The organism is Pseudomonas sp. FDAARGOS_761 (genome assembly GCF_013343155.1).
Taxonomy (GTDB): domain Bacteria; phylum Pseudomonadota; class Gammaproteobacteria; order Pseudomonadales; family Pseudomonadaceae; genus Pseudomonas; species Pseudomonas aeruginosa.
Genome location: NZ_CP054572.1, coordinates 897,357 through 921,303, shown reverse-complemented (window position 1 = coordinate 921,303; position 23,947 = coordinate 897,357). Strand labels below are relative to the sequence as shown.

21 protein-coding genes are annotated in these 23,947 nt (G+C 66.0%); 7 read left to right on the top strand and 14 right to left on the bottom strand.

The window, feature by feature from the left end; all coding sequences use genetic code 11:
* Positions 1-237: 237 nt before the first annotated feature.
* A complete protein-coding gene (putA, locus tag FOC67_RS04335; RefSeq protein WP_003085590.1) occupies positions 238-3,420 on the bottom strand; it encodes a bifunctional proline dehydrogenase/L-glutamate gamma-semialdehyde dehydrogenase PutA in 3,183 nt (1,060 codons plus the stop codon).
* Between the two features lie 463 nt (positions 3,421-3,883).
* On the opposite strand from putA, the gene FOC67_RS04330 reads away from it, so the two are divergent.
* Complete coding sequence (locus FOC67_RS04330) at positions 3,884-5,947, top strand: TonB-dependent receptor (RefSeq protein ID WP_003101985.1); 2,064 nt, start codon at positions 3,884-3,886, stop codon at positions 5,945-5,947.
* 120 nt (positions 5,948-6,067) lie between these two features.
* Here FOC67_RS04330 and FOC67_RS04325 read toward each other — a convergent pair whose 3' ends face one another.
* The gene (locus FOC67_RS04325) at positions 6,068-6,820 is read right to left on the bottom strand and encodes an AraC family transcriptional regulator (RefSeq protein ID WP_009315261.1); all 753 of its coding nucleotides are present in this window, start codon (positions 6,818-6,820) and stop codon (positions 6,068-6,070) included.
* A gap of 190 nt (positions 6,821-7,010) precedes the next feature.
* Here FOC67_RS04325 and lon point away from each other — a divergent pair, with 190 nt between their 5' ends.
* From lon to cmoB, 6 genes are all read left to right on the top strand, one after another.
* Positions 7,011-9,410: an endopeptidase La gene (lon, locus tag FOC67_RS04320; protein WP_003085583.1), complete on the top strand. Its 2,400-nt coding sequence runs from the start codon at positions 7,011-7,013 to the stop codon at positions 9,408-9,410.
* A gap of 110 nt (positions 9,411-9,520) precedes the next feature.
* Positions 9,521-9,925, top strand: coding sequence for a protease inhibitor I42 family protein (locus FOC67_RS04315; RefSeq protein ID WP_003085581.1), 405 nt, complete (start codon positions 9,521-9,523; stop codon positions 9,923-9,925).
* A 98-nt stretch (positions 9,926-10,023) separates the two neighbouring features.
* Positions 10,024-10,776 carry an ABC transporter substrate-binding protein gene (locus tag FOC67_RS04310; RefSeq protein ID WP_009315260.1) on the top strand — a complete coding sequence of 251 codons (753 nt, stop codon included), beginning with the start codon at positions 10,024-10,026 and terminating at the stop codon, positions 10,774-10,776.
* Positions 10,777-10,907: 131 nt separating this feature from the next.
* A complete protein-coding gene (locus tag FOC67_RS04305) occupies positions 10,908-11,480 on the top strand; it encodes a hypothetical protein (protein ID WP_003085577.1) in 573 nt (190 codons plus the stop codon).
* A gap of 104 nt (positions 11,481-11,584) precedes the next feature.
* Positions 11,585-12,325 (top strand): carboxy-S-adenosyl-L-methionine synthase CmoA, encoded by a 741-nt coding sequence (gene cmoA, locus FOC67_RS04300; protein ID WP_003123029.1) that lies wholly within the window; start codon positions 11,585-11,587, stop codon positions 12,323-12,325.
* Entirely contained in the window at positions 12,322-13,290 is a 969-nt protein-coding gene (gene cmoB / locus FOC67_RS04295; RefSeq protein WP_003085573.1) for a tRNA 5-methoxyuridine(34)/uridine 5-oxyacetic acid(34) synthase CmoB, read from the top strand. Before cmoA ends, cmoB begins: the two co-directional genes overlap by 4 nt.
* Positions 13,291-13,380: 90 nt before the next feature.
* Here cmoB and pdxJ read toward each other — a convergent pair whose 3' ends face one another.
* The 12 genes from pdxJ to rpoE form a co-directional block, all read right to left on the bottom strand.
* Entirely contained in the window at positions 13,381-14,127 is a 747-nt protein-coding gene (pdxJ, locus tag FOC67_RS04290) for a pyridoxine 5'-phosphate synthase (protein ID WP_009315257.1), read from the bottom strand.
* Complete coding sequence (gene recO, locus FOC67_RS04285; RefSeq protein ID WP_003085569.1) at positions 14,120-14,821, bottom strand: DNA repair protein RecO; 702 nt, start codon at positions 14,819-14,821, stop codon at positions 14,120-14,122. Before recO ends, pdxJ begins: the two co-directional genes overlap by 8 nt.
* Before the next feature lie 60 nt (positions 14,822-14,881).
* Entirely contained in the window at positions 14,882-15,799 is a 918-nt protein-coding gene (gene era / locus FOC67_RS04280) for a GTPase Era (RefSeq protein WP_003085566.1), read from the bottom strand.
* On the bottom strand, positions 15,792-16,481 hold the full coding sequence (gene rnc / locus FOC67_RS04275; RefSeq protein WP_003085565.1) for a ribonuclease III: 690 nt from the start codon (positions 16,479-16,481) through the stop codon (positions 15,792-15,794). Before rnc ends, era begins: the two co-directional genes overlap by 8 nt.
* Positions 16,478-16,855, bottom strand: coding sequence for a DUF4845 domain-containing protein (locus FOC67_RS04270; RefSeq protein ID WP_003085562.1), 378 nt, complete (start codon positions 16,853-16,855; stop codon positions 16,478-16,480). The genes rnc and FOC67_RS04270 overlap by 4 nt, the downstream gene beginning before the upstream one ends.
* A gap of 168 nt (positions 16,856-17,023) precedes the next feature.
* Positions 17,024-17,878 (bottom strand): signal peptidase I, encoded by an 855-nt coding sequence (gene lepB / locus FOC67_RS04265; protein ID WP_003085558.1) that lies wholly within the window; start codon positions 17,876-17,878, stop codon positions 17,024-17,026.
* 5 nt (positions 17,879-17,883) lie between these two features.
* Entirely contained in the window at positions 17,884-19,683 is a 1,800-nt protein-coding gene (gene lepA / locus FOC67_RS04260; RefSeq protein WP_174707709.1) for a translation elongation factor 4, read from the bottom strand.
* A 149-nt stretch (positions 19,684-19,832) separates the two neighbouring features.
* Positions 19,833-21,257 carry a serine protease MucD gene (gene mucD / locus FOC67_RS04255; RefSeq protein ID WP_009315254.1) on the bottom strand — a complete coding sequence of 475 codons (1,425 nt, stop codon included), beginning with the start codon at positions 21,255-21,257 and terminating at the stop codon, positions 19,833-19,835.
* A 39-nt stretch (positions 21,258-21,296) separates the two neighbouring features.
* Positions 21,297-21,752, bottom strand: coding sequence for an alginate biosynthesis regulator MucC (gene mucC, locus FOC67_RS04250; protein ID WP_174707708.1), 456 nt, complete (start codon positions 21,750-21,752; stop codon positions 21,297-21,299).
* Positions 21,749-22,699, bottom strand: coding sequence for a sigma factor AlgU regulator MucB (mucB, locus tag FOC67_RS04245; RefSeq protein ID WP_003085548.1), 951 nt, complete (start codon positions 22,697-22,699; stop codon positions 21,749-21,751). Before mucB ends, mucC begins: the two co-directional genes overlap by 4 nt.
* Before the next feature lie 8 nt (positions 22,700-22,707).
* Positions 22,708-23,292, bottom strand: a complete 585-nt coding sequence (mucA, locus tag FOC67_RS04240; RefSeq protein ID WP_003101958.1) for an anti-sigma factor MucA — start codon at positions 23,290-23,292, stop codon at positions 22,708-22,710.
* A 31-nt stretch (positions 23,293-23,323) separates the two neighbouring features.
* The gene (gene rpoE, locus FOC67_RS04235) at positions 23,324-23,905 is read right to left on the bottom strand and encodes an RNA polymerase sigma factor RpoE (RefSeq protein WP_003085543.1); all 582 of its coding nucleotides are present in this window, start codon (positions 23,903-23,905) and stop codon (positions 23,324-23,326) included.
* Between the last annotated feature and the right edge of the window lie 42 nt (positions 23,906-23,947).

Below are 23,947 nucleotides of genomic sequence, written 5' to 3'. Positions count from 1 at the left end.
AGAATGGCGCTTGTGGCGTCACTCCGTGAGCGCTTGCCGGAGCAAGCCGGAAACGTGGGTGGCCTCAAACGAGTCCGAACAGGCCCACGCCTCACGATCCCTCCCCTGTCGGGCAGGGAAAATCGTCCTTTATGGTCCGCTCCGGGCACGCACCGGAACGGCGGTCATTTCCCTCGGCGTCCGCCACGGCGAACCCCGGAAACCGACCCGGGCGCCAAGGCGCCCGGGAACGGAGTATCACTCGGCGTCGGCCAGCGACAGCAGCGACGCGTTGCCGCCCACCGCGGTGGTGTTCACCGACGTGGTGCGCTCGCTGACGAAACGCAGCAGGTAGTTCGGCCCGCCGGCCTTGGGACCGGTGCCGGACAGCCCGTGGCCGCCGAACGGTTGCACGCCCACCACCGCGCCGATCTGGTTGCGGTTGATGTAGAGGTTGCCGACCCGCGCCAGCTCTTCGATGCGGCGGGCGGTTTCCTCGTTGCGGCTATGGACCCCCATGGTCAGGCCGAAACCGGTGGCGTTGATCGCCTGCACGACCTTTTCCAGGTCCTGCGCGGCATAACGCACCACGTGCAGCACCGGGCCGAAGTTCTCTTTCTTCAGCTCGTCGATGCCGCTGATCTCGAACGCGACGGGAGCGACGAAGTGACCGTTCAGGTTGCCCGGCACCTTGGTCTCGGCGATCAGCTTGCCGGCGGCCTTCAGCGCGGCGATGTGCTGCTCCAGGCCGGCCTTGGCCTCGGCGTCGATCACCGGGCCGACGTCGCTGACGCGCACGTCGGTCGGGCCGACCTTCAGCTCGGCCATGGCGCCCTTGAGCAACTCGATCACCCGCTCGGCGATGTCCTGCTGCACGTACATCACGCGCAGCGCGGAGCAGCGCTGGCCGGCGCTGGTGAACGCGGATTGTACCGCATCCTTGATCACCTGTTCCGGCAAAGCGGTGGAATCGACGATCATCGCGTTCTGCCCGCCGGTCTCGGCGATCAGGGTGGCGATGGCGCCGGGCTTCTCGGCCAGTTGGCGGTTGATGATGCGGGCGGTGTCGGTGGAGCCGGTGAAGGCCACCCCGGCGACCCGCGCGTCACGGCAGAACACGCCGCCGAGGGTGGCGCCGTCGCCCGGCAGCAGGGCGATAACGTCCTTCGGCAGGCCGGCTTCGAACATCAGTTCGACGGTGCGCGCGGCGATCAGGCTGGTCTGCTCGGCCGGCTTGGCCAGCACGGTGTTGCCGGCCACCAGCGCGGCGCTGATCTGGCCGAGGAAGATCGCCAGCGGGAAGTTCCACGGGCTGACGCAGGCGAAGATGCCGCGGCCTTCGTAGAACAGTTCGTTGCGCTCGCCGGTCGGGCCGCGCAGTTCCTCGCGGACCAGGCGCTGGCGGGCCTGCTGGGCGTAGTAGCGGCAGAAGTCGACCGCCTCGCGGATCTCGTCGATACCGTCCTGCAACGACTTGCCGGCTTCCAGGGTGCACAGCGCCATCAGCTCGCCGCGCTGGGCTTCCAGCAGGTCGGCGAGACGTTCGAGGATGCCGGCGCGCTCGTCCACCGGGGTGGCGCTCCAGCGCGGCCAGGCCGCCTGCAACACGTCGAGGGCCTTGCCGGCCTGCTCGGCGGACGCGTACTGGACGCTGCCGACCAGCCTCTCCAGGTCGTACGGGCAACGCACTTCGTGGGCCGGGCCGGAAAGTTTCTCGCCGTTGACGATCGGCGCGGCTTGCCACTGGCGGGTCAGGTGCGGCTTGTAGGCGAGCTCCAGCTCGTTCCACTGGTTCTGGATGTTCATGTTGATGCCCTGGGAGTTTTTCCGCCCGGCGCCGAAGATCGCCTGGGGCAGAGGGATACGGTCGTTGGCCAGCGTCTTGAACTGGCGCAGTTGGGTAACCGGGTGCTGGATCAGCGTCTCCACCGGCACGCGCGGGTCCACCAGCTTGTGCACGAAGGAAGAGTTGGCGCCGTTCTCCAGCAGGCGGCGGACCAGGTACGGCAGCAGGTCCTTGTGCGCGCCGACCGGGGCGTAGATGCGCACGTTGCGGCGGTACTTCTCGATCACCGTGTCGTACAGCGCGTCGCCCATGCCGTGCAGGCGCTGGAACTCGAAGTCGCGCTCCTCGCCGCCGGCGGCCCTGGCTTCGTCGGCCAGGGCGAGGATGGCGGTCACGGTGTGGGCGTTGTGGCTGGCGAACTGCGGGTAGATCACCCCGCGGGTGTGCTCGCTGAGCAGGTAGCGGGCGCAGGCCAGGTAGGAAGTGTCGGTGCCTTCCTTGCGGGTGTAGACGGGGTAGCCGTCGGCGCCCTGCACCTGGCACTGCTTGATCTCGCTGTCCCAGTAGGCACCCTTCACCAGGCGCAGCGGGATGCGTGCGCCAAGCTCGCGGCCGAGCAGGGTCAGCCACACCAGCACCGGCAGGCAGCGCTTGGAGTAGGCCTGGATGACCAGGCCGAACTCGCCCCAGCCGGCGATGGCCGGGTCGCGCATCAGCTTCTCGTAGAGTTCGAGGGACAGCTCCAGGCGATCGGCTTCCTCGGCGTCGATGGTGATGCCGACGTTCAGCTTGCGCGCGCGCACCGCCAGTTCCAGGACGTTGGCGAACAGCTCGCTGAGCACCCGCTCGCGCTGCGCCACTTCGTAGCGCGGATGCAGCGCCGAGAGCTTGATCGAGATCGACGGCCGCGGCCCCGGACCGACCTGCGGCTCGGCGCCGACGGTGTCGATGGCCTGGCGGTAGTCGGCCATGTATTTCTCGGCGTCGGCGGCGGTCAGCGCGGCCTCGCCGAGCATGTCGAAGGAATAGGTGTAGCCCTGCTCGCGGCATGGACGACCGTTCTTCAGCGCTTCGGAGATGGTCCGGCCAAGCACGAACTGCTTGCCCATCAGCTTCATCGCCTGATTCATCGCGGCGCGGATCACCGGTTCGCCAGAGCGCTGCACCAGCCGGCTGATGACGCTCGGGGCGCGGCCGTCGGTGCGTTCGTCGATGTTCACCACCTTGCCGGTCATCACCAGGCCCCAGGCGGCGAAATTGACCAGAACGTTGTCGCTCTGGCCGAGATGGCGCTGCCAGTCGGCGGCGGACAGCTTGTCGCGGATCAGCGCGTCGGCGGTCGCCGCGTCAGGCACACGCAACAGCGCCTCGGCCAGACACATCAGCATCAGGCCTTCCTGGGTGTCCAGGCTGTATTGGCGCAGGAGTGCGTCGAGGGTATCGACGGCGTTGTCCCGGCTGCGCACGGTTTCGATCAGTGCGCGGGCGTTGCGGCGGATAGCCTCGATGCCGTCGGGACCGGGGTCGGCGAGCTGCAGCAGTTCGCCCAGGTAGGCTTCCTCGTCGACCGCGTAGTTGGCGCTGATGACAGGGAAGAATTCGGCTGCGGACCGGGTCTGGTCCTCGCCCTGCAAGACGTGACTGGCTTTGAACATCACGCCCTCCTCTTGTGGAGCCATTGTTATTGAAAGAAGTCCGGCCAGGCGTCCATTGCCCGGGGCACCGCCGCCGACGGGTTGTGCCGGCGGCGCGGCACGTCCTGTGGCGCGGGAATACGGATCAGTATGGGTCAGGCCCATTCCGCCGGCGCAAGGCACCAGCGGATAGCGGAATGTAGTGGCTGCGAGAGGGGCGATTCTTGCGAAAGACTCTGGAGTTTTTGCGGAAAACTCCTGGCCGCGGAACTTTCCCGTTCCTCTTCGCCGGCAGGCATGCGGACATTGCCGCTGCTCGTCGGCACGACGCCATGCAGAGTGGCTACGCGGGTCTATCGACACAAAAAGAAATAATATAACATCCCAATAAATACGCCGATCCGACCCCGTCGCCCCTCCTCCGGGAAGGGCCTGGGTTCGCTTTGGCCTGAAAAAAGTTCGACCCATGACCATGGAGCCCGCAATGTCCTCTTCCGGCCTTTTCCCTTCCCGTCCGCTCTGGCCTCTCACGCCACTGGCGCTGGCCTGCCTGATCGTTTCGGGGGAAACGCTCGGCGCCGACGGCCGCCCCAGCGAATTGCCCTCCCAGGTGATCACCGCCAACCCACTGGGCAACGAATCTCCCGCCACGCCCAGCAGCGTGCTCGAAGGCGACGAGCTGACCCTGCGTCAGAAAGGCAGCCTCGGCGAAACCCTCAACGGCCTGCCCGGGGTGTCCTCCACCTACTTCGGACCGGGCGCCAGCCGACCGGTGATCCGCGGCATGGACGGCGACCGCATCCGCCTGCTGCGCAACGGCGTCGGCGCGCTCGACGCCTCGTCGCTGTCCTACGACCACGCGGTGCCGGAAGACCCCAACAGCGTCGAACGCCTGGAAGTGGTACGCGGCCCGGCCGCCCTGCTCTACGGCGGCAATGCCATCGGCGGGGTGGTGAACAGCTTCGACAACCGCATCCCCAGCGAACCCGTCGACGGCATCCACGGCAGCGGCGAACTGCGCTATGGCGGCGCCGACACCACCCGTAGCCGCTCCGGCGCACTGGAGGCCGGCGACGGCAACTTCGCCCTGCACGTGGACGCCGCCAGCCGCGAGTTCAACGACGTCAGGATTCCCGGCTACGCCCATTCCAGCCGCCAGCGGCAGATCGACGGCGACACCGGCAAGCATCGGGTGCAGAACAGCGACGGCCGCCAGGATGGCGGCGCCGTCGGTGGCTCCTATCACTGGGAGCACGGTTACGCCGGCCTCTCCTACAGCGGCTACGACAGCAACTATGGCTCGCCGGCCGAGGACGACGTGCGCCTGAAGATGCAGCAGGACCGCTACGCCTTCGCCTCCGAGATCCGCGACCTCGAAGGCCCGTTCACCTCGCTGAAGCTGGACGCCGCCTATACCAAGTACGAGCACAAGGAAATCGAGGACGGCGAGACCGGCACCACCTTCAAGAACGAAGGCTACGAAGGCCGCATCGAGGCCCGCCACCGCCCGCTCGGCCCGCTGAACGGGGTGGTCGGCGCGCAGTTCGCCAACAGCCGCTTCTCCGCCCTCGGCGAGGAAGCCTTCGTGCCGCACACGGAAACCGACAGCGCCGCGCTGTTCGCCCTGGAGGAATGGAAGCTCAGCGACCGCCTCGACCTCAGCTTCGGCGCCCGCCTGGAGCACACCCGCGTGGACCCCGACGCCAAGGGCAACGAGCGCTTCGCCGAGAACGACGGTTCACAGAGCTTCACCACCGGCAGCCTGTCCACTGGCGCGGTGTACAAGCTGACGCCGATCTGGTCGCTGGCCGCCACCCTCAGCTACACCGAGCGCGCACCGACCTTCTACGAGCTGTACGCCAACGGTCCGCACGCCGCCACCGGCACCTACGAGGTAGGCGATGCCGACGCGGACAAGGAAAAGGCGGTCTCCACCGACCTCGCCCTGCGCTTCGACAACGGCGTGCACAAGGGCAGCGTTGGGGTGTTCTACAGCCGCTTCTCCAACTACATCGGCCTGCTCGCCAGCGGTCGCCATCGCAACGAGGAAGGCGAAGTGGTCGCCGCCGGCGATGACGAGGCGCTGCCGGAATACCTCTACAGCGGCGTTCGCGCGGACTTCTACGGCGTCGAGGCGCAGGACCGCATCCACCTGCTGGAAAGCCCGTACGGCAACTTCGACCTGGAACTCTCCGGGGACTACACCCGCGCCAAGAACAAGGACACCGGCGAACCGCTGCCACGCATCGCCCCGCTGCGCCTGAACACCGCGCTGATCTGGGAGTTGCAGCAGTGGCAGGCGCGGGTCGACGTCGAACACGCCGCCTCGCAGCACCGCGTGCCGGAGGAAGAACTCTCCACCGACGGCTACACCACCCTCGGCGCCAGCCTCGGCTACAACTTCGACCTCGGCGAGAGCCGCTGGCTGGCCTTCGTCAAGGGCACCAACCTGACCAACCAGACCGTGCGCTACGCCAGTTCGATCCTGCGCGACCGGGTGCCGGCGGCGGGACGCGGCATCGAGGCGGGGGTGAAGGTGGCGTTCTGAGACAGGCCGTGCGGGACGAATTCGCTCGGCGGATGACGTCCGCGCCGTTATCCGTCCTACACCACTCCCGGTAGGGCGAATAACCGCCTGCGGTTATCCGCCGAAGGTGGCGGATGGCGCTCAGCCCTTGCGCAGCGACTTCGGCGTCAGCCCCAGGTAGCGGCGCATCGCCGTGGTCAGCGCGCTCTGGCTGGAGAAGCCGCATTCCTCGGCGATCCGCACCAGGGGCAAGCGGCTTTCCCGCAGCAACCGCGCGGCGCAGTCGAGGCGGACTTTGAGCAGGTACTGGTGCGGGGTCAGGCCGACGCTGTCCTTGAACTGCGCGTGGAAATGGCTCGGGCTGAGACAGGCGACCTGGGCCAGTTCGGCGACCGTGATGCGTCGCGCCAGGTTCCGCACGATATGCGCGTCCAGGTGCTCCAGGTCGAGCGGCCCGCTGGCCGCCAGGGGCTGCTGCTCGCCGAACAGGCGCAGGTGCAGGGCGCGGATCAGCACTCCGCCGAGGGCACGGGTCAGCAACGGGTCGCTGCCGTAGCGGGCCAGTTCGGCGCCGGCGTAGCTGAGCAGGTTCTGGAAGTCGGCGTCCAGGGTCGGGTAGCGCGGCGCCTCGAACAGGCGCGCGAGCAGGTCGGGGTCTTCCGGGGTCGGGTTGTCCTCGCCCAGGTCGATGATCAGCATGCGGTTGTCGCCCACCCCGGCGAACACGTGGCCCGCCTCGCCCGGCACCAGGCAGGCGCGCATCCGGCAGACTTCCCCGCCACAGCCGTTGACCTCGAATTCGGCGCGCCCGGCCAGCGACATCACCAGTTGATGATGTTCGTGGGCGTGGGTGTGCGACTGGTCGGGCAGACGGATGAGACGGGTGTCGAACATGAACGGCAACTGCTCAATTTTTGCGCACTCTACTCGACTTGCCCGACGCTGCCCAGCACCTTGCCGCAAGTGGTACCCGCGTACCGCGTGCTGCGTGGAAACCTTCGGCAACATCCTTGAACGGACAGGGATTGAAACCCGCCCCCGGGGCCCCATCTAGACTCTCATGTTTCAGTCAGTCAGGTGCCTCATGAGCGACCAGGACGTTAATCCCGAACACATCAGCGACGCGCAGCCCGCCGGCACCGGCCTGGTGCTGCCCGGCCAGACCCTGCCGACCACCCTCTACGTGATCCCGATCCACAACCGCCCCTTCTTCCCGGCGCAGGTGCTGCCGGTGATCGTCAACGAAGAACCCTGGGCGGAAACCCTCGAACTGGTGGCCAAGACCGACCACCATTCGCTGGCCCTGTTCTTCATGGACAATCCTCCGGAAGACCCGCGCCACTTCGACGTCAACAGCCTGCCCGAGCACGGCACGCTGGTCCGGGTGCACCATGCCTCGCGCGAGGGCGGCAAGCTGCAGTTCGTCGCCCAGGGCCTCTCGCGGGTGCGTATCCGGGGCTGGATCAAGCGCCATCGTCCGCCGTTCATGGTGGAGGTGGACTATCCGAAGACCCCGATCGATCCCAGTGACGAAGTGAAGGCCTACGGCATGGCCCTGATCAACGCGATCAAGGAGCTGCTGCCGCTCAATCCGCTGTACAGCGAGGAACTGAAGAACTACCTGAACCGCTTCAGTCCCAACGACCCGTCGCCGCTCACCGACTTCGCCGCGGCCCTGACCACCGCGCCCGGCGGCGAACTGCAGGAAGTGCTGGACACCGTGCCGATCCTCAAGCGGATGGAGAAGGTCTTGCCGCTGCTGCGCAAGGAGGTGGAAGTCGCGCGCCTGCAGAAGGAGCTGTCCGCCGAGGTCAACCGCAAGATCGGCGAACACCAGCGCGAATTCTTCCTCAAGGAACAGTTGAAGATCATCCAGCAGGAGCTGGGCATCACCAAGGACGACAAGAGCGCCGACGCCGACGAATTCCGCGCCCGCCTGGAAGGCAAGGTGCTGCCCGAGCAGGCGCGCAAGCGTATCGACGAAGAGCTGAACAAGCTGTCGATCCTCGAGAGCGGCTCGCCCGAGTACGCCGTCACCCGCAACTACCTGGACTGGGCCACAGCCCTGCCCTGGGGCGTGTACGGCAAGGACAAGCTCGACCTCAAGCATGCGCGCAAGGTCCTCGACAAGCATCACGCGGGCCTCGACGACATCAAGGATCGCATCCTCGAATTCCTCGCCGTGGGTAGTTTCAAGGGCGAGATCGCCGGTTCCATCGTGCTCCTGGTCGGCCCGCCGGGGGTGGGCAAGACCAGCATCGGCAAATCCATCGCCGAGAGCCTCGGCCGGCCGTTCTACCGTTTCAGCGTCGGCGGCATGCGCGACGAGGCGGAGATCAAGGGCCACCGCCGCACCTACATCGGCGCCCTGCCCGGCAAGCTGGTGCAGGCGTTGAAGGAAGTCGAGGTGATGAACCCGGTGATCATGCTCGACGAAATCGACAAGCTCGGCGCCAGCTACCAGGGCGACCCGGCCTCGGCGCTGCTGGAAACCCTCGACCCGGAGCAGAACGTCGAATTCCTCGACCACTACCTGGACCTGCGCCTGGACCTGTCCAAGGTGCTGTTCGTCTGCACCGCCAACACCCTCGACTCGATCCCCGGACCGCTCCTCGACCGGATGGAAGTGATCCGCCTGTCCGGCTACATCTCCGAGGAAAAACTGGCCATCGCCAAGCGTCACCTGTGGCCCAAGCAGTTGGAAAAGGCCGGCGTGCCCAAGGGCCGCCTGAGCATCAGCGATGCCGCGCTGCGTGCGGTGATCGAGGGCTATGCGCGGGAAGCCGGGGTGCGCCAGTTGGAGAAACAGCTCGGCAAGCTGGTGCGCAAGTCGGTGGTCAAGCTGCTGGAGGATCCCGAGTCGAAGGTGAAGATCGGTCCCAGGGACCTCGAGGACTACCTCGGCATGCCGGTGTTCCGCAGCGAGCAGGTGCTTTCCGGGATCGGCGTGATCACCGGGCTGGCCTGGACCAGCATGGGCGGCGCCACCCTGCCGATCGAGGCGACCCGCATCCACACGCTGAACCGTGGCTTCAAGCTCACCGGCCAGCTCGGCGACGTGATGAAGGAATCCGCCGAGATCGCCTATAGCTACATCGGCTCGCACCTGAAGAAGTATGGCGGCGACCCGACCTTCTTCGACCAGGCCTTCGTCCACCTGCACGTGCCGGAAGGCGCCACGCCCAAGGATGGCCCCAGCGCCGGCGTCACCATGGCCAGCGCCCTGCTCTCCCTGGCGCGCAACCAGGTGCCGAAGAAAGGCGTGGCGATGACCGGCGAACTGACCCTGACCGGCCAGGTCCTGCCCATCGGCGGGGTCCGCGAGAAGGTGATCGCCGCGCGCCGGCAGAAGATCTTCGAGCTGATCCTGCCGGAAGCCAACCGCGGCCACTTCGAAGAGTTGCCCGACTATCTCAAGGAAGGGCTCACCGTGCATTTCGCCAAGCGCTACGGCGACGTGGCCAAGGTGCTGTTCCCGGCCTGAGTCGGCGGCGGATGGCCGACCTGTTCGGCCATCCGCCGCGCCAACCTTGGCGCTCGGGCGCCGGCAGGGTTTATGCTGGCGCCCTTTCCATTCGAGCCGAGGAGCGCTGCATGTCCTTTTCCCCCTCCCGTCTGCTGCTGCCATTGTCCATCGTGGTCCTGGCCGGCTGCGCCGGGCAACAGAAGCCGGTGGTCACCCTGGACGACGCCGACGACTGTTCGCCGCTGAAGCTGACGCAAGGCCAGGAACTGGTGCTGACCCTGCCGAGCAATCCCACCACCGGCTTCCGCTGGGAACTGCGCAACCCCGCCGCCAGTGTGCTCAAGCGCCTTGGCCCGGAGGTCTACAGCAATTCCGAAGAAGACAGCGGCCTGGTTGGCAGCGGCGGCGAATCGACCTGGCGCTTCCGCGTCGCCGCCAGCGGCGACGACCGCCTGGAACTGGTCTACCGGCGGCCCTGGGAAAAGGACGCGGAACCGGCGGAAAGCTTTTCCTGCGCGATCCAGGTGCGCTGAAACCGCTGCCCCCGGCGGACACATTCTGTACGAAGACCAACGTCCTGCGCCGTGGCGACCTGGCCTATCCTGACAGGCCCCGTCGCCCCGAGGACTCCATGCTCCGCGCCTCCTTCGTCCTGCTCGCCCTGTCCTGCGCCGCTCCGCTGCCCACGCTGGCCGAACCGTTGCGCTTCGCAGGCGACGACGGCTGCCCCTACCTGTGCCCTGGCACGCCGCAGCGGCCCGGCTACCTGGTCGAGGCGCTCAGCCAGGTCCTTCGGGAGCCACCGCACTTCGACAGCCTGCCCTGGCCGCGCGCCGTGCAGATGGTCCGCGACGGCCATCGCGACGGCCTGGTCGGCGCCTATGGACTCGACGGCCTGCGGGTCGGCAGCGAGCCCATCGGCTGGGTCGGGCTGGCCTTCTACACCCGCCACGACAGCGACTGGCGCTACTCCGGCGATGCATCCCTGCTCGGCCAGCGCCTGGGCCTCGCCCAGGGCTACGTGAACAATCCGCGCTTCGAAGCCTGGCGCAGCCAGGCCGGCGACGACGACCTGCACCTGCAGGTCCTCGGCGGCGAGCGCGTGCTGCCGCGCAACCTGCAGAAACTGCTGCTCGGCCGCATCGACGTGCTATTGGAAGACCGCGACATCATCGAGCACTACCTGGAGCATCATCCGCAGCTCGCCGGACAGGTCCGCCGCGCTGGCGAACTGCCCGGGCGGCAGCCGCTGCACGTCGGCCTCAGTCCGCACCTGCCGGAGGTCGACGCGCGTCTCGCGGAACTCGACGAAGGGCTGCGCCAACTGCGTCGCGAAGGCACCCTGAAGGTCCTCGGCGAGCGCTATAGGCTTTCTTTCGAATGACTTTCCGGGCCGCCGGAAATCCGCCGCCAGACCAGCAACCACGCTGCTTTCAGCCGATTGAATAAATTCCGGCAGGCCTTTTTGGCGTCGTCTATTACTCAATCTACGACGGCACCGAAAGGAGGCGCGTCATGGGCACCGCTCTTCGTTACTCACTGCTCTGGGCATCCACTGTCTTCGTTTCCTCCTGCGGCAGCCTGCTGCCCAGCGAACGAGCGGAAGTCCAATCCCCCTTCGTCGACTACCTCGATGCCGAACTGCGCTATTCCCAGGCGCAACCCGGCAGCACGACCCGTTCGCAGCTGTTCGGGTTGGGTTTCGATCCATTGACCCAGGGCAACGGCCGCATGCTGTCGTTCATCGACGTGCGGCTCATGTTCATCCAGCCGAACATCCCCATCGATTACCTGCCGGGCGGCCTGGTGCAATGCCTGGAAGCGAAGGACCGCTGCATCGGCTACGCCTTCGATTTCAGCAAGACCGACACCCAGCGGGTCGGCAGCTTCTGGGCGGACGTGTTCAACTTCCGCAAGAAACGGGAGTTGCAGGGCTGGTCGTTCAAGGCAGTGTTCGTCTTCGTCAACGACGTGCTGGTGCACAAGGTCAGCAACGGCGAACCGAACATCCATCGCCTGGAAGACAAGAAGAACCCGCTGGGTCCGCTGCAGGGCGCGGGAGAGTACTTCTCCGACAAGCTCAGGTGATTCGCCTGCGCGCATGGGTGAATCGTCGCCGCGCAGTTGGGCGACGCTCGTCCCTCGGCTACAATTCGGCCCCCTGAAAAGCCGTGATGCCCGAGGTCACCCGCGTGAGCGAGTCCGATCGCCTGTTCGCCCAACCCCAGCAACGTGTCGCCGACTTCGTATTCAACGAAGACGTGGTGCGCGTGTTCCCCGACATGATCAAGCGCTCCGTGCCGGGCTACCCCACCATCGTCGAGAACATCGGCGTACTCGGCGCGCAGTTCGCCCAGCCGAACAGCGTGCTCTACGACCTCGGCTGCTCGCTCGGCGCGGTCACCCAGTCGCTGCGCCGCCACGTCCGCAACGACGGCTGCCGGGTGATCGGGGTGGACAACTCGCACGCGATGATCGAGCGCTGCAGTGAATACCTGCATGCCCAGGACGCCATGTACCAGGAGCTGCTGCCGGTCGAGCTGATCGAGGCCGACATTCTCGCCCTGGACCTGCAACCCACCTCGCTGGTGGCGATGAACTTCACCCTGCAGTTCGTCGCCCCCGACCAGCGCCTCGGCCTGCTGCGCAGGATCCGCCAGGCACTGCTGCCCGGCGGCGCGCTGATCCTCTCGGAGAAACTGCGCTTCGCCGATGCGCAGGAGCACGCGCTGCTCACCGACCTGCACATCGCCTTCAAGCGTGCCAACGGCTACAGCGAGCTGGAGATCGCGCAGAAGCGCAGCGCGCTGGAAAACGTCATGCTCCCCGACACCTTCGAGGAACACCGTGAACGGCTCCTGGCCGCCGGCTTCAGCCGGGTCAGCCAATGGTTCCAGTGTCTCAACTTCGCCTCGATGATCGCCCTGCCATGATCCAGCACCTCGCCCTCGACGCCCTCCAGCGACACCTCGCCGGCTCGCCGCTGTACGGCTGGGCGACCAGCCTGCCCGCGCAGATCGCCGCGCGCATCGAGGAAGGCCACGGCGACCTGGCCCGTTGGTGGAGCGCGGTCCAGCGCCTGCCCCAGGTGCCCGCGCCGAAGGTCGAACTGGCCCAGCGCTTCGCCCTGCACAGCGACCACGATGCGGCGCTGCAAGCGCAGGTGAAGGAAGCGCTGCAAGGGCTGATTCCCTGGCGCAAGGGGCCGTTCGACTTCTTCGGCGTACAGGTCGATACCGAATGGCGTTCCGACTGGAAATGGGAGCGTGTCTCGCCACATGTCGAACTGCGTGGCAAACGCGTCCTCGACGTCGGCTGCGGCAACGGCTACTACCAGTGGCGCATGCTCGGCGCCGGCGCGGAAAGCGTGGTCGGGGTCGATCCGAACTGGCTGTTCCTCTGCCAGTTCCTCGCCGCCAAGCGCTACCTGCCGGAGCTGCCGGCCTGGCACCTGCCGCTGGCCCTGGAAGACCTGCCGGAGAAGCTCGAAGGCTTCGACACGGTATTCTCCATGGGCGTGCTCTATCACCGTCGCTCGCCCATCGACCACCTGCTGGCGCTCAAGGACTGCCTGAAGCGCGGCGGCGAACTGGTCCTGGAGACCCTGGTGGTGGAAGGCGACGCCAGCACCGTGCTGGTGCCCGAGGACCGCTACGCGCAGATGCGCAACGTCTGGTTCCTGCCCTCGGTGGCAGCCCTGGAGCTCTGGCTGCGCCGCGCCGGGTTCGCCGACGCGCGCTGCGTCGACGTCAGCCTGACCAGCGTCGAGGAACAACGCTCCACCGAATGGATGCGTTTCCAGTCGCTGCCGGAATTCCTCGATCCGCAGGACCGTTCGCGAACCGTCGAAGGCCTGCCGGCACCGATGCGCGCCACGCTGGTGGCGCGCAAGCCCTGACAGCGAATAGGGAAAAGCCCATCCTCGGATGGGCTTTTTTTCATGGCTTCATCCGCCCCGCAGGTCGACGGGAAGCGGGGCGCGATTGCCTCAGCGCTTGGTCGCCGCGGCCAGCATCAGCGCTTTCATCTCGGCCACCGCCTGCTTGAAGCCGACGAACAGGGCGTGGGCGACGATGGCGTGGCCGATGTTCAGCTCGTTGATGCCGTCGATGGCCGCGACCGGCTCGACATTGTGGTAGTGCAGGCCATGCCCGGCGTTGACGATCAGGCCGAGGGAACGCCCGAGGGCCACGCCCTCGCGTACCCGCTGCAGCTCACGGGCCTGCTCCTCGGGGTCTTCGGCGTCGGCGTAGCGACCGGTATGCAGTTCGATAGCCGGCGCGCCGACCCGGGCGGAGGCCTCGATCTGCCGCGGATCGGGATCGATGAACAGCGACACTTCGCTGCCCACCGCAGCCAGGCGTCGCACCGCGTCGCGGATGCGCTGTTCCTGGCCAGCGACGTCGAGGCCGCCCTCGGTGGTCAGTTCCTCGCGGCGCTCGGGGACCAGGCAGCTATGCGCCGGCCGGATCTCCTCGGCGAAGGCGAGCATTTCCTCGGTGACCCCCATCTCGAAGTTCATCCGCGTCTGCAGCACTTCCTTGAGCACCCGCACGTCGCGTTCCTGGATATGCCGGCGGTCCTCGCGCAGGTGCACGGTGATACCGTCGGCGCCGGCTTCCTCGGCGTCCAGGGCGGCCTTCACCGGGTCCGGATAGCGGGTGCCCCGGGCCTGGCGCAGGGTGGCGACGTGATCGATGTTCACGCCGAGCAGAATTCGAGTGGCTTCAGTCACGGGGTGACTCCTTACGGTTCATGAACAGCTCGCGGCTGACCAGCGGCCGGCCGCCCAGATGGGGAGCGAGCGCCTGGCGCATCAGGCGCTTGGCCGCCGCCAGGGCGCCGGGGGCGCTCCAGTCGGCGTCGGCCATGGATAACAGTTCGGAGCCCTGGAACAGCCCGGGTTGCAGCTGCGCCACCGGCTCCAGGCCGGCCTCTGGCAAAAGCTGGTACAACGCCTGCGGCTCGATCGGGCGCCCATCGATGTCGACATCGAGAGCGAAACCATAGCCCAGTTGCTCCAGCAGGCGCCATTCGAACGCGCGCAGCAGCGGTTCGATGGGTCGCCCCGCCGCCAGCAGCGGCAGGGTCGCGGCGTAGTGGGCGAAGATTTCCGGCTGCGGGTCTTCCGCCGGCAACAGGCGGATCAACAGCTCGTTGAGATAGAGACCGCTGAACAGCGCCTGGCCATTGAGCAGGTTGGGAATACCGGCGCTTTCCAGGCGGGCCACGGTCTTCAGTTCGCCGCGCCCGCGCCACTCCGCTTCCAGCGGCACGAATGGCCGCGCCAGGGCGCCAGCCTTGCCGCGGGCGCCGCGCAGGACCGCGCGCAGGCGACCCAACGGGGTGAAGAAGTCCACCAGGGCGCTGGTTTCCTTGTACGGCCGGCTATGCAGCACGTAGGTGGCTTGGGCGGCGGCGAAGGACATGGCGGGTCGACCGGGCGCGAGAGGAATGGCGCCCGGCTGGCGCCGGGCTGCCGGGAACGGTCAGAGGTCGCCGTAGCCCAGCGAGCGCAGGGCACGCTCGTCGTCGGACCAGCCGCCCTTGACCTTGACCCAGAGGTTGAGCATGACCTTGGAGTCGAACAGCACTTCCATGTCCTTGCGCGCGTTCTGGCCGATGCTTTTGATCCGCTCGCCCTTGTCGCCGATGATGATCTTCTTCTGCCCCTCGCGCTCCACCAGGATCAGCGCATGGATATGCAGGATGCGACCTTCCTGCTTGAACTCCTCGATCTCCACGGTGATCTGGTAGGGCAGCTCGGCGCCGAGCTGGCGCATGATCTTCTCGCGGACCAGCTCGGCGGCCAGGAAGCGGCTGCTGCGGTCGGTGATCTGGTCTTCGGGGAAGAAGTGCTCGCTTTCCGGCAGACGCTCGGCGACCAGCTTCTCCAGCACGTCCAGGTTGGTCCCGTGCTGCGCCGAGATCGGTACTACCTCGGCCTTCGGCAACTGCTGGGTGAGCCATTCGAGGTGCGGCAGCAGGTCGGCCTTCTCCTCTATGCGGTCGGTCTTGTTCACCGCGATCAGCACCGGGCAACTGACGTACTGCACGCGCTCCAGGACCATCTGGTCCTCTTCGGTCCAGCGGGTGCGGTCGACCACGAAGATCACCACGTCGACATCCTTCAATGCCGCGCTGGCGGTACGGTTCATGTAGCGGTTGAGGGCCTTCTCGCCGCTCTTGTGCAGGCCGGGCGTATCGACGTAGACGGCCTGCACCTCGCCCTCGGTCTTGATCCCGAGCATGTTGTGACGGGTGGTCTGCGGCTTGCGCGAGGTGATCGCCAGCTTCTGCCCGAGGATGTGGTTGAGCAGGGTGGACTTGCCCACATTGGGGCGCCCCACGATCGCCACGTAGCCGCAACGGCTGCCGGCGGGGATGTCGTCGTGCATGTCAGTCATGGCCATTCTCCACGCCCAGAGCCACCAGCGCGGCGGCCGCGGCCACCTGCTCGGCGATGCGGCGGCTGCCGCCGTGCCCGTGGGTCTTGTCGCTCAGCAGGGCCACTTCGCAATCGACGAAGAAGGTCCGGCAATGGGGTTCGCCCTGGATATCCACCACCTCGTAGCGCGGCAGGTCGCAGCCACGCGACTGCAGGAACTCCTGCAGGCGGGTCTTGGGGTCCTTGTTGGTGTCCACCGGGGTCAGCTCGCGCAGTTGCGGTCCGAGCCAGGCGATGATCCGCTCGCGCGCGGAGTCCATGCCGGTATCCAGGTAGATGGCGCCGATCAGGGCTTCCATCGCATCGGCGAGGATCGACTCGCGGCGGAACCCGCCGCTCTTCAGCTCGCCCGAGCCCAGCCGCAGGTAGTCGCCCACCTCGAAGCCGCGCGCCAGCAGGGCCAGGGTCTCGCCCTTGACCAGTCGCGCGCGCAGGCGCGAAAGCTGGCCTTCGCGAGCCTGCGGGAAGTGGTGGAACAGCGCCTCGCCGATGACGAAGTTGAGAATGGCGTCACCGAGGAACTCCAGGCGCTCGTTGTTGCGCCCGGCGTAGCTGCGATGGGTCAGGGCCAGGACCATCAGGTCCCGGTCTTTGAAGGTATAGCCGAGCTTGCGCTCGAGTCGGTCCAGCGAATTACTCACGGCATGCGTACACGGAATTCTTTGTCGAAGTGGACCACCAGGTCGATGTTGCTGATCAGTGGCTCGCGTTTTTCATATTTCAGGTGCGCCCGGAATTGGTTGTCTTCCAGTTGCACCTCCAGGGCCTTCTCCAGGTCCAGGTTGCGGATGCCGTTGATCTGCATCCCCTTGCCGACGTAGCTGTAGAACTCCGGCACGGAACGCACCTCGGCCGCCTTGTCGGTCTCCACGGAAGTGATCACCTTCTCCAGCGAGTAGTAATCCATGTAGTGCGGGATGATCTTGAATGCGGCGCTGGCGAAGAACGCCACCACGCCCAGCACCACCAGCCACCCCAGCAGGGACATCCCCTTCTGCGAACGCGCGAACCTCATGTCGGACCTCATGTCAGTGTAGTTATTCCGTCCAGCGAGCGGTAACGCCATCGGGCAGGGCCCTGCGGCGGCGTTCGCGGAAGTGAAAGCGGGGCTGCCCTCGGGAGCAGCCCCGCTTCGCGATTATTCAGCAGGAGCGCCCTTCCGCGTGGCGAACCTGCGCACAGGTCAGTGAATCACGCCGACCCGGGAGAAGTTCGGCAGGTTGCTCATCTTCGGATCGGGCCAGCTCATCCACACGGCGAAGGCCTTGCCGACGATATTGCGGTCCGGAACCATGCCCAGCAGATCCTTGGGGATCTTCGGATCGTTCCAGTAGCGGCTGTCGTTGGAGTTGTCGCGGTTGTCGCCCATCATGAAGTAGTGGCCGGCGGGAATGGTCCACTGGCGGTCGGGCTCGATGCGATAGCGGCTCATTTCCTTGCGGATCAGGTGCTCGGCCTGGCCCAGCTTCTCCTGGTACAGGGTCACGCTGCCCAGGGTACCCGGTTCCTCGCCGACCAGTTTCTCCGCCACCAGCTCGCCGTTGACGTACAGGCGCTTTTCCCTGGTGTAGCGCACGGTGTCGCCGGGCAGGCCGACCACGCGCTTGATGTAGTTGATGTTCGGTTCACTGGGATAGCGGAACACCATGACATCGCCGCGCTGCGGATCACCGATCGGGATCACCTTGGTGTCCAGCACCGGCAGGCGGATGCCGTAGGCGAACTTGTTGACCAGGATGAAATCGCCGACCTCGAGGGTAGGTTTCATCGACCCCGAGGGAATCTGGAACGGTTCGACCAGGAAGGAACGCAGCACCAGCACGATGAACAGCACCGGGAAGAACGACTTGCCGTACTCCACCAGCAGCGGTTCCTTGTTGAGCTTCTCCAGCACCGCCGGATCGGGCTCGTTCACCTGCCCTTCGTAGGAAGAGATCGCGGCCCGCCGACGCGGCGCGAACAGCACCAGGTCGACCAGGGCCAGGGCGCCGCATACAGCCACGGCGATGACCAGCAACAACGGGAAATTGAGTGTCATGGGTTCTAGCTATCCACTTTGAGCACGGCGAGGAAGGCTTCCTGGGGAATTTCCACGCTACCGACCTGCTTCATCCTTTTCTTACCAGCCTTCTGCTTCTCCAGCAGCTTGCGTTTACGGCTCACGTCGCCACCGTAACACTTGGCCAGCACGTTCTTCCTGAGCGCCTTGACCGTCGAGCGGGCGATGATCTGCCCACCGATGGCTGCCTGGATCGCCACGTCGAACATCTGCCGCGGGATCAGTTCCTTCATTTTCTCCACCAGCTGGCGGCCCTTGTAGGGGGCGTTGTCGCGGTGGACGATCAGGGCGAGGGCGTCGACCTTCTCGCCATTGATCAGCACGTCGAGACGAACCAGGTTGGACGGCTCGAAACGATCGAAGCTGTAGTCCAGGGAAGCATAGCCGCGGCTGGTGGACTTGAGGCGATCGAAGAAGTCGAGCACCACCTCGTTCATCGGCAGGTCGTAGACCAGCTGCACCTGGCCGCTGAGGAAGTGCATGTCGCGCTGCACGCCGCGCTTCTCGATGCACAGGGTGATCACGTTGCCCAGGTGGTCCTTGGGCACCAGGATGGTGGCGCGGCAGATCGGTTCGCGCATTTCCTGGATGGACGCCAGGTCCGGGAGCTTGGACGGGTTGTCGACGTAGATGATCTCGCCGTTCTTCTGCACGATCTCGAAGACCACCGTGGGCGCGGTGGTGATCAGGTCCAGGTCGTATTCGCGCTCCAGGCGCTCCTGGATGATCTCCATGTGCAGCATGCCGAGGAAGCCGCAACGGAAGCCGAAGCCCAGGGCTTCGGAGCTTTCCGGCTCGTATTGCAGCGACGAGTCGTTGAGGGTCAGCTTCTGCAGGGCGTCGCGGAAGTCCTCGAAATCGTCCGAGCTGACCGGGAACAGGCCCGCGTAGACCTGCGGCTTGACCCGCTTGAAGCCCGGCAGGACCTCGACGTCCGGCGTGTTATTCAGGGTCAGCGTATCGCCCACCGGCGCGCCGTGGATATCCTTGATACCGGCGATGATGAAGCCCACCTCGCCCGCCTTCAGGTCGACGGTCTCGGTGTGCTTCGGAGTGAATACCCCGACGCTGTCCACCTGGTGGACCTTGCCGGTGGACTTCACCAGGATCTTGTCGCCCTTCTTCACCCGGCCGTTCTTCACCCGTACCAGCGAGACCACGCCGAGGTAGTTGTCGAACCAGGAGTCGATGATCAGCGCCTGCAGCGGCGCCTCGATCTCGCCTTCCGGGGCGGGGATGGCGGTCACCAGGCGCTCCAGCACCTCCAGCACGCCCATCCCGCTCTTGGCGCTGCAGGCCACGGCGTCGGTGGCGTCGATGCCGATGATGCTCTCGATTTCCTCTTTCACCCGCTCCGGCTCGGCCTGGGGCAGGTCCATCTTGTTCAGCACGGGCATCACTTCCAGCCCCTGCTCGATGGCGGTGTAGCAGTTGGCGACGGACTGCGCCTCGACGCCCTGGCCGGCGTCCACTACCAGCAGCGCGCCCTCGCAGGCGGCCAGCGAGCGGCTGACTTCGTAGGTGAAGTCGACGTGGCCGGGGGTATCGATGAAGTTGAGCTGGTAGGTCTTACCGTCCTGCGCCTTGTAGTGCAGGGTCACGCTGTGGGCCTTGATGGTGATCCCGCGCTCGCGCTCCAGGTCCATGGAGTCCAGGACCTGGGCCTCCATTTCGCGATCGGAGAGGCCGCCGCACATCTGGATGAAGCGATCGGCCAGCGTCGACTTGCCATGGTCGATATGGGCAATGATGGAGAAATTGCGGATATGGCTCAGGTCGCTCACGGCTCAACACACTCGAAAAGGGCAAGGGCGGCAATCCGCCGAAAAATAGCCGGGGAGTTTACCTGATGCTCGGGCAAGGCGTCACGCAGGTAACGGATTGACGGGCATGAAAAAGGGCGGTGGAAACCGCCCTTTTTTCGCCAGCCGGCTTATTCGGCCAGCTTGAAGGTGATGAAGCTGGCACGTCCCTGGCGCAGCACCCGCATCGAAACCGAACGGTTCTTCGGCAGGGCCTTGGCCACGTCGGCGAAGATCTTGGTCGAGGTCACCGCCTTGTTGTCCAGGTGGGTGATGACATCGCCCGGACGCAGGCCGATGACCGCGGCCGGACCGTCCTGGACTTCCTTGATCACCACGCCGCCCTGGATATCCAGGCTCTTGCGCTGCTCGGCGGTCAGGTCGGCGACGGTCACGCCCAGGCGGTTGCTGCTGCGCTCGGCGCCCGGAGCGCCCATCGAGGCGATTTCCTCGTCGTCGTCCGGAAGGCTGCCTACCGCCATGCTCAAGGACTTGCGCTGGCCGTTGCGAATCACGTCAAGGTTGATCTTGTCGCCCGGCTTCATGTTGCCCACCAGGTGCGGCAGGTCGGCGGACTCGTTGATCGACTGGCCGTTCAGGCTGAGGATCACATCGCCCACCTGCAGGCCGCCCTTGGCCGCCGGACCGTCTTCCACCAGCTGCGCCACCAGCGCGCCGGACGGCTTGTCGAGGCCGAAGGACTCGGCGAGATCCTTGTTCACTTCCTGGATCACCACACCCAGCCAGCCGCGGCTGACCTTGCCGGCTTTCTTCAACTGGTCGGCGACGTTCAGCGCGACATCGATCGGAATGGCGAAGGACAGGCCCATGAAGCCGCCGGAACGGGTGAAGATCTGCGAGTTGATGCCGACCACTTCGCCCTCCAGGTTCAGCAGCGGACCGCCGGAGTTACCCGGGTTGATCGCCACGTCGGTCTGGATGAAGGGTACGTAGCTCTCGTTCGGCAGGCTACGCCCCTTGGCACTGACGATACCGGCGGTGACCGAGTGATCGAAGCCGAACGGCGAACCGATGGCCAGGACCCATTCGCCCACTTTCAGCTTGTTCGAATCGCCCAGTTTCAGGGTCGGCAGGTTCTTCGCCTCGATCTTCAGCACCGCCACGTCGCTGCGCGGGTCCGCGCCGATCAACTTGGCCTTGTGCTCGCTACGGTCGGACAGGCGCACCAGGATCTCGTCGGCATCGGCCACGACGTGATTGTTGGTGAGGATGTAGCCGTCGTTGGAGATGATGAAGCCGGAACCCAGCGATTGCGCCTCGCGCTGCTGCCCGCGCGGATTGCGCGGAACCTGCGGGATGCTGCGCTCGAGGAAGTCGCGGAACATCGGCGGCAGCCCTTCGAGGTCGGGGATCGACAGCTGCCCGCGCGCCATGGCGCGATCCGGCAGCTTCTGCCGCGTACTGATATTCACCACCGCCGGCGACGCCTGTTCGACCAAAGGCGTGAAGTCCGGCAGTTCTGCCCGGGCCGTCATCGCCAGGCTCAAGGCCAGCAAGGCCACCATCGCAGCCATACAGCGTTTTAGGGTATGCATCGACTACAGCTCCCGTGATGTTCGAGGGAAGAGAAAGACTCAGGCCGAATCGGACGGCCCGGAAATCAGCGCTCGCAGAACCACCGGCTGCGAGGCTGGATCATCGGCATGACGACGAGCATGCCGACGCACCAATAGCCAGGCCGCCAGCAAACCCGCCAGCCCGGACACGATGATCAGAGGTTCGACAAGGCCCGCCCGGGTCGCCAGCAATGCTGCCACGAAAAACCCGAGCAGAGGGAAAAGATAGAAGAGGACGGAGGCGCGCAACAACAGGTCTTCATGAATTCCTAGGACGACCGCATCGCCGACCCGCAGGCTCAGGTCGCTCAACGCGCGCACCCGGGCACGCCCCGCGCCGACGCCCAGGCGCTGCATCAGCCCCTGGCCGCAACCGGCATTGGCCGAGCAGGACGAGCAGGTACTGCGGCACACGGTCTCGACCCATACCGCTCCCGGCTCGGTCGCCACCACTCGCCCCTGCTCCTCGATCATTTCTGGGCGGCGGCCTCGGGCCGGATGGACAGCGCCACCCGCTCGGCGGTGCCCAGCGGCACTTCGCCGACGACGGTCACCATCTGGCCGCCGTCATCGGTCTGCAGGCGCTTGGAAACCACCACGGTCGGGCCGAGCTGGCTGCGCGCGTCGCCAACCATGGCACCGTGCAGCGGCTCGATGAACACCGAGAATCGTGCCAGGCCATCGCCATAGGTCAGGCAGGCGACCGGATCGGGGGTGACCGGACTGCGACGCATGAAACTGCGGGTCAGGGTGAAACCTGGCGGCAGCCACTCCGAGCGCCAGGCCACGGCCTTCTCGCCGTCGGCCTTGGCCGGGCCGACGACCTGGCATTCGGCGCCCGCCTGCAACTGGTCTTCGGCAGGTGCCGCGCCGGTATTCAACTGGGTGAACTGGAAGCGCTCGAGCAACTGCCCCTTCTCGTTCAGCAGCAGCGATTTCAACGGCAGGCCGGTGTCGCGGTCCAGGTGCAGCTCGAAGCCGTAGCGATGCTGGTCGCGCGGGGTCACCGCGAGGACCACTGCCGGGCGGCCGGCGACACGGGATTCGCCGACCAGGCGCAGGTCGTACCAGGAAGCCAGTTGGGAAGGATCGAACTTGCGCACCGGCCACAGCTGGGCATCGGCCAGTTGGTCGGCAAGGCCGCCGCTGATGCACTGGGTGCGCCCATCGACCCGGACCACTTCCTGGCGCGCGCCGTCGAGCTGGAGCAGGCGCTCGCGAACCGCGCCATCGCTCTCCACGCGATGCCAGATCTCATGGGTGGAGAAGCTGCCATTGCGCTCGTAGACGAAGGTGCCTTGGAAACTGTTCTGGCGATCGGCCTCGGCGAGACGATTCAGCCAGTCGGAAGCGTCGGCAGCCTGAGTGGCGGGCACCGCCATCAGGCTGCCAAGCAAAAGCAACAGGGAGGTGGTGCGCATGTCTCTCCTCAGCGGTTTTCCAGGCTGGCTGCCCGAGCGTAGGGCAGCGCGCTCTCTGTACCACTGACGGCGGATTGTTGCACGTGCTGACGCAGGTAGATCGGCAGACGCTGCTCATGCCAGCGGGTATCGCTGGACGAGGAGTTGGTGATCACCTGCGGCGCCCCCTGCTCTTCGCTGTAGCCGGCCAGCACGGCCGGGCCTTTCACCTGCGGCAGGGCGATCTGCGGGGTGGTCCCCTGTTGCGCCATCTGCGGCAGGGCGTCGTTCTGGTTGTACAGACGCACGCCGGCCAGCACCGCCAGGGTCACCGAGGCAGCGACCGCCAGGCGACCGACCATCCGCCACGGCCCCTTCTCCGCTTTCGGCGGAGCGGCCTCGTCGGCCAGGGCAGCCGAGACCGCCGCAGCGATATCCAGCTTCGGCAGGGTAGGCTCGCGGTGCATGACGGACCGCGCCAACTGGTAGCGCGACCAGGTGGAACGCAGCTCGGCATCCTCGCCGCAAGCTGCGAGCACCCGCCGCAACTCGAGTTCATCCGCTTCGTTATCCATCACAGCGGACAGAGTTTCCTGCAGGGCTTCACGACTCATAGCGATACCTCTCTTGGCATTTGCCGCTGTGTCAGGCTTCTCGCAACAAAGGCTGCAGAGCTTTGTCGATTGCTTCACGAGCGCGGAAGATCCGCGACCGCACCGTCCCCACCGGACACTGCATCACGGTGGCGATATCTTCGTAACTCAAACCTTCGAACTCGCGCAGGGTCAGGGCCGTGCGCAAATCCTCGGGCAACTGCTGGATGGTCTGGTGCACGGTGGCCTCGATCTCATCCCGCAACATCGCCCGTTCCGGCGATTCGATGTCCTTCAGGGCGTGGTCGCCCTCGAAGAACTCCGCATCCTCTGCGGTCACATCGCTGTCCGGTGGCCGACGCCCGCGAGCGACCAGATGGTTCTTCGCGGTGTTGATGGCGATCCGATACAGCCAGGTATAAAAAGCACTATCGCCGCGGAAATTGCCGAGCGCGCGGTATGCCTTGATGAAGGCTTCCTGCGCTACGTCCTGGGCTTCCTGGGCGTCGTGCACGAACCGCACGATCAATCCCAGTATCTTGTGCTGGTATTTCAGTACCAGCAGATCGAAAGCCCGCTTGTCTCCGCGCTGTACCCGTTCAACCAGTTGCTGATCCTGTTCCTGGGTTAGCATGAAAGCTCCTCTTCGAACCTGGAGGAGCTTCGAGCGTCCCAG

Excerpts from the sequence above, each read along its gene's own strand:
- FOC67_RS04325 (WP_009315261.1), bottom strand. The coding sequence starts at position 6,820 with ATGTTCGACACCCGTCTCATCCGTCTGCCCGACCAGTCGCACACCCAC.
- era (WP_003085566.1), bottom strand. The coding sequence starts at position 15,799 with ATGACTGACATGCACGACGACATCCCCGCCGGCAGCCGTTGCGGCTAC.
- mucB (WP_003085548.1), bottom strand. The coding sequence starts at position 22,699 with ATGCGCACCACCTCCCTGTTGCTTTTGCTTGGCAGCCTGATGGCGGTG.
- recO (WP_003085569.1), bottom strand. The coding sequence starts at position 14,821 with ATGTCCTTCGCCGCCGCCCAAGCCACCTACGTGCTGCATAGCCGGCCG.
- lepB (WP_003085558.1), bottom strand. The coding sequence starts at position 17,878 with ATGACACTCAATTTCCCGTTGTTGCTGGTCATCGCCGTGGCTGTATGC.
- FOC67_RS04270 (WP_003085562.1), bottom strand. The coding sequence starts at position 16,855 with ATGAGGTTCGCGCGTTCGCAGAAGGGGATGTCCCTGCTGGGGTGGCTG.
- mucC (WP_174707708.1), bottom strand. The coding sequence starts at position 21,752 with ATGATCGAGGAGCAGGGGCGAGTGGTGGCGACCGAGCCGGGAGCGGTA.
- FOC67_RS04305 (WP_003085577.1), top strand. The coding sequence starts at position 10,908 with ATGGGCACCGCTCTTCGTTACTCACTGCTCTGGGCATCCACTGTCTTC.
- cmoB (WP_003085573.1), top strand. The coding sequence starts at position 12,322 with ATGATCCAGCACCTCGCCCTCGACGCCCTCCAGCGACACCTCGCCGGC.
- FOC67_RS04330 (WP_003101985.1), top strand. The coding sequence starts at position 3,884 with ATGTCCTCTTCCGGCCTTTTCCCTTCCCGTCCGCTCTGGCCTCTCACG.
- FOC67_RS04315 (WP_003085581.1), top strand. The coding sequence starts at position 9,521 with ATGTCCTTTTCCCCCTCCCGTCTGCTGCTGCCATTGTCCATCGTGGTC.
- putA (WP_003085590.1), bottom strand. The coding sequence starts at position 3,420 with ATGTTCAAAGCCAGTCACGTCTTGCAGGGCGAGGACCAGACCCGGTCC.
- mucD (WP_009315254.1), bottom strand. The coding sequence starts at position 21,257 with ATGCATACCCTAAAACGCTGTATGGCTGCGATGGTGGCCTTGCTGGCC.
- FOC67_RS04310 (WP_009315260.1), top strand. The coding sequence starts at position 10,024 with ATGCTCCGCGCCTCCTTCGTCCTGCTCGCCCTGTCCTGCGCCGCTCCG.
- lon (WP_003085583.1), top strand. The coding sequence starts at position 7,011 with ATGAGCGACCAGGACGTTAATCCCGAACACATCAGCGACGCGCAGCCC.
- mucA (WP_003101958.1), bottom strand. The coding sequence starts at position 23,292 with ATGAGTCGTGAAGCCCTGCAGGAAACTCTGTCCGCTGTGATGGATAAC.
- rpoE (WP_003085543.1), bottom strand. The coding sequence starts at position 23,905 with ATGCTAACCCAGGAACAGGATCAGCAACTGGTTGAACGGGTACAGCGC.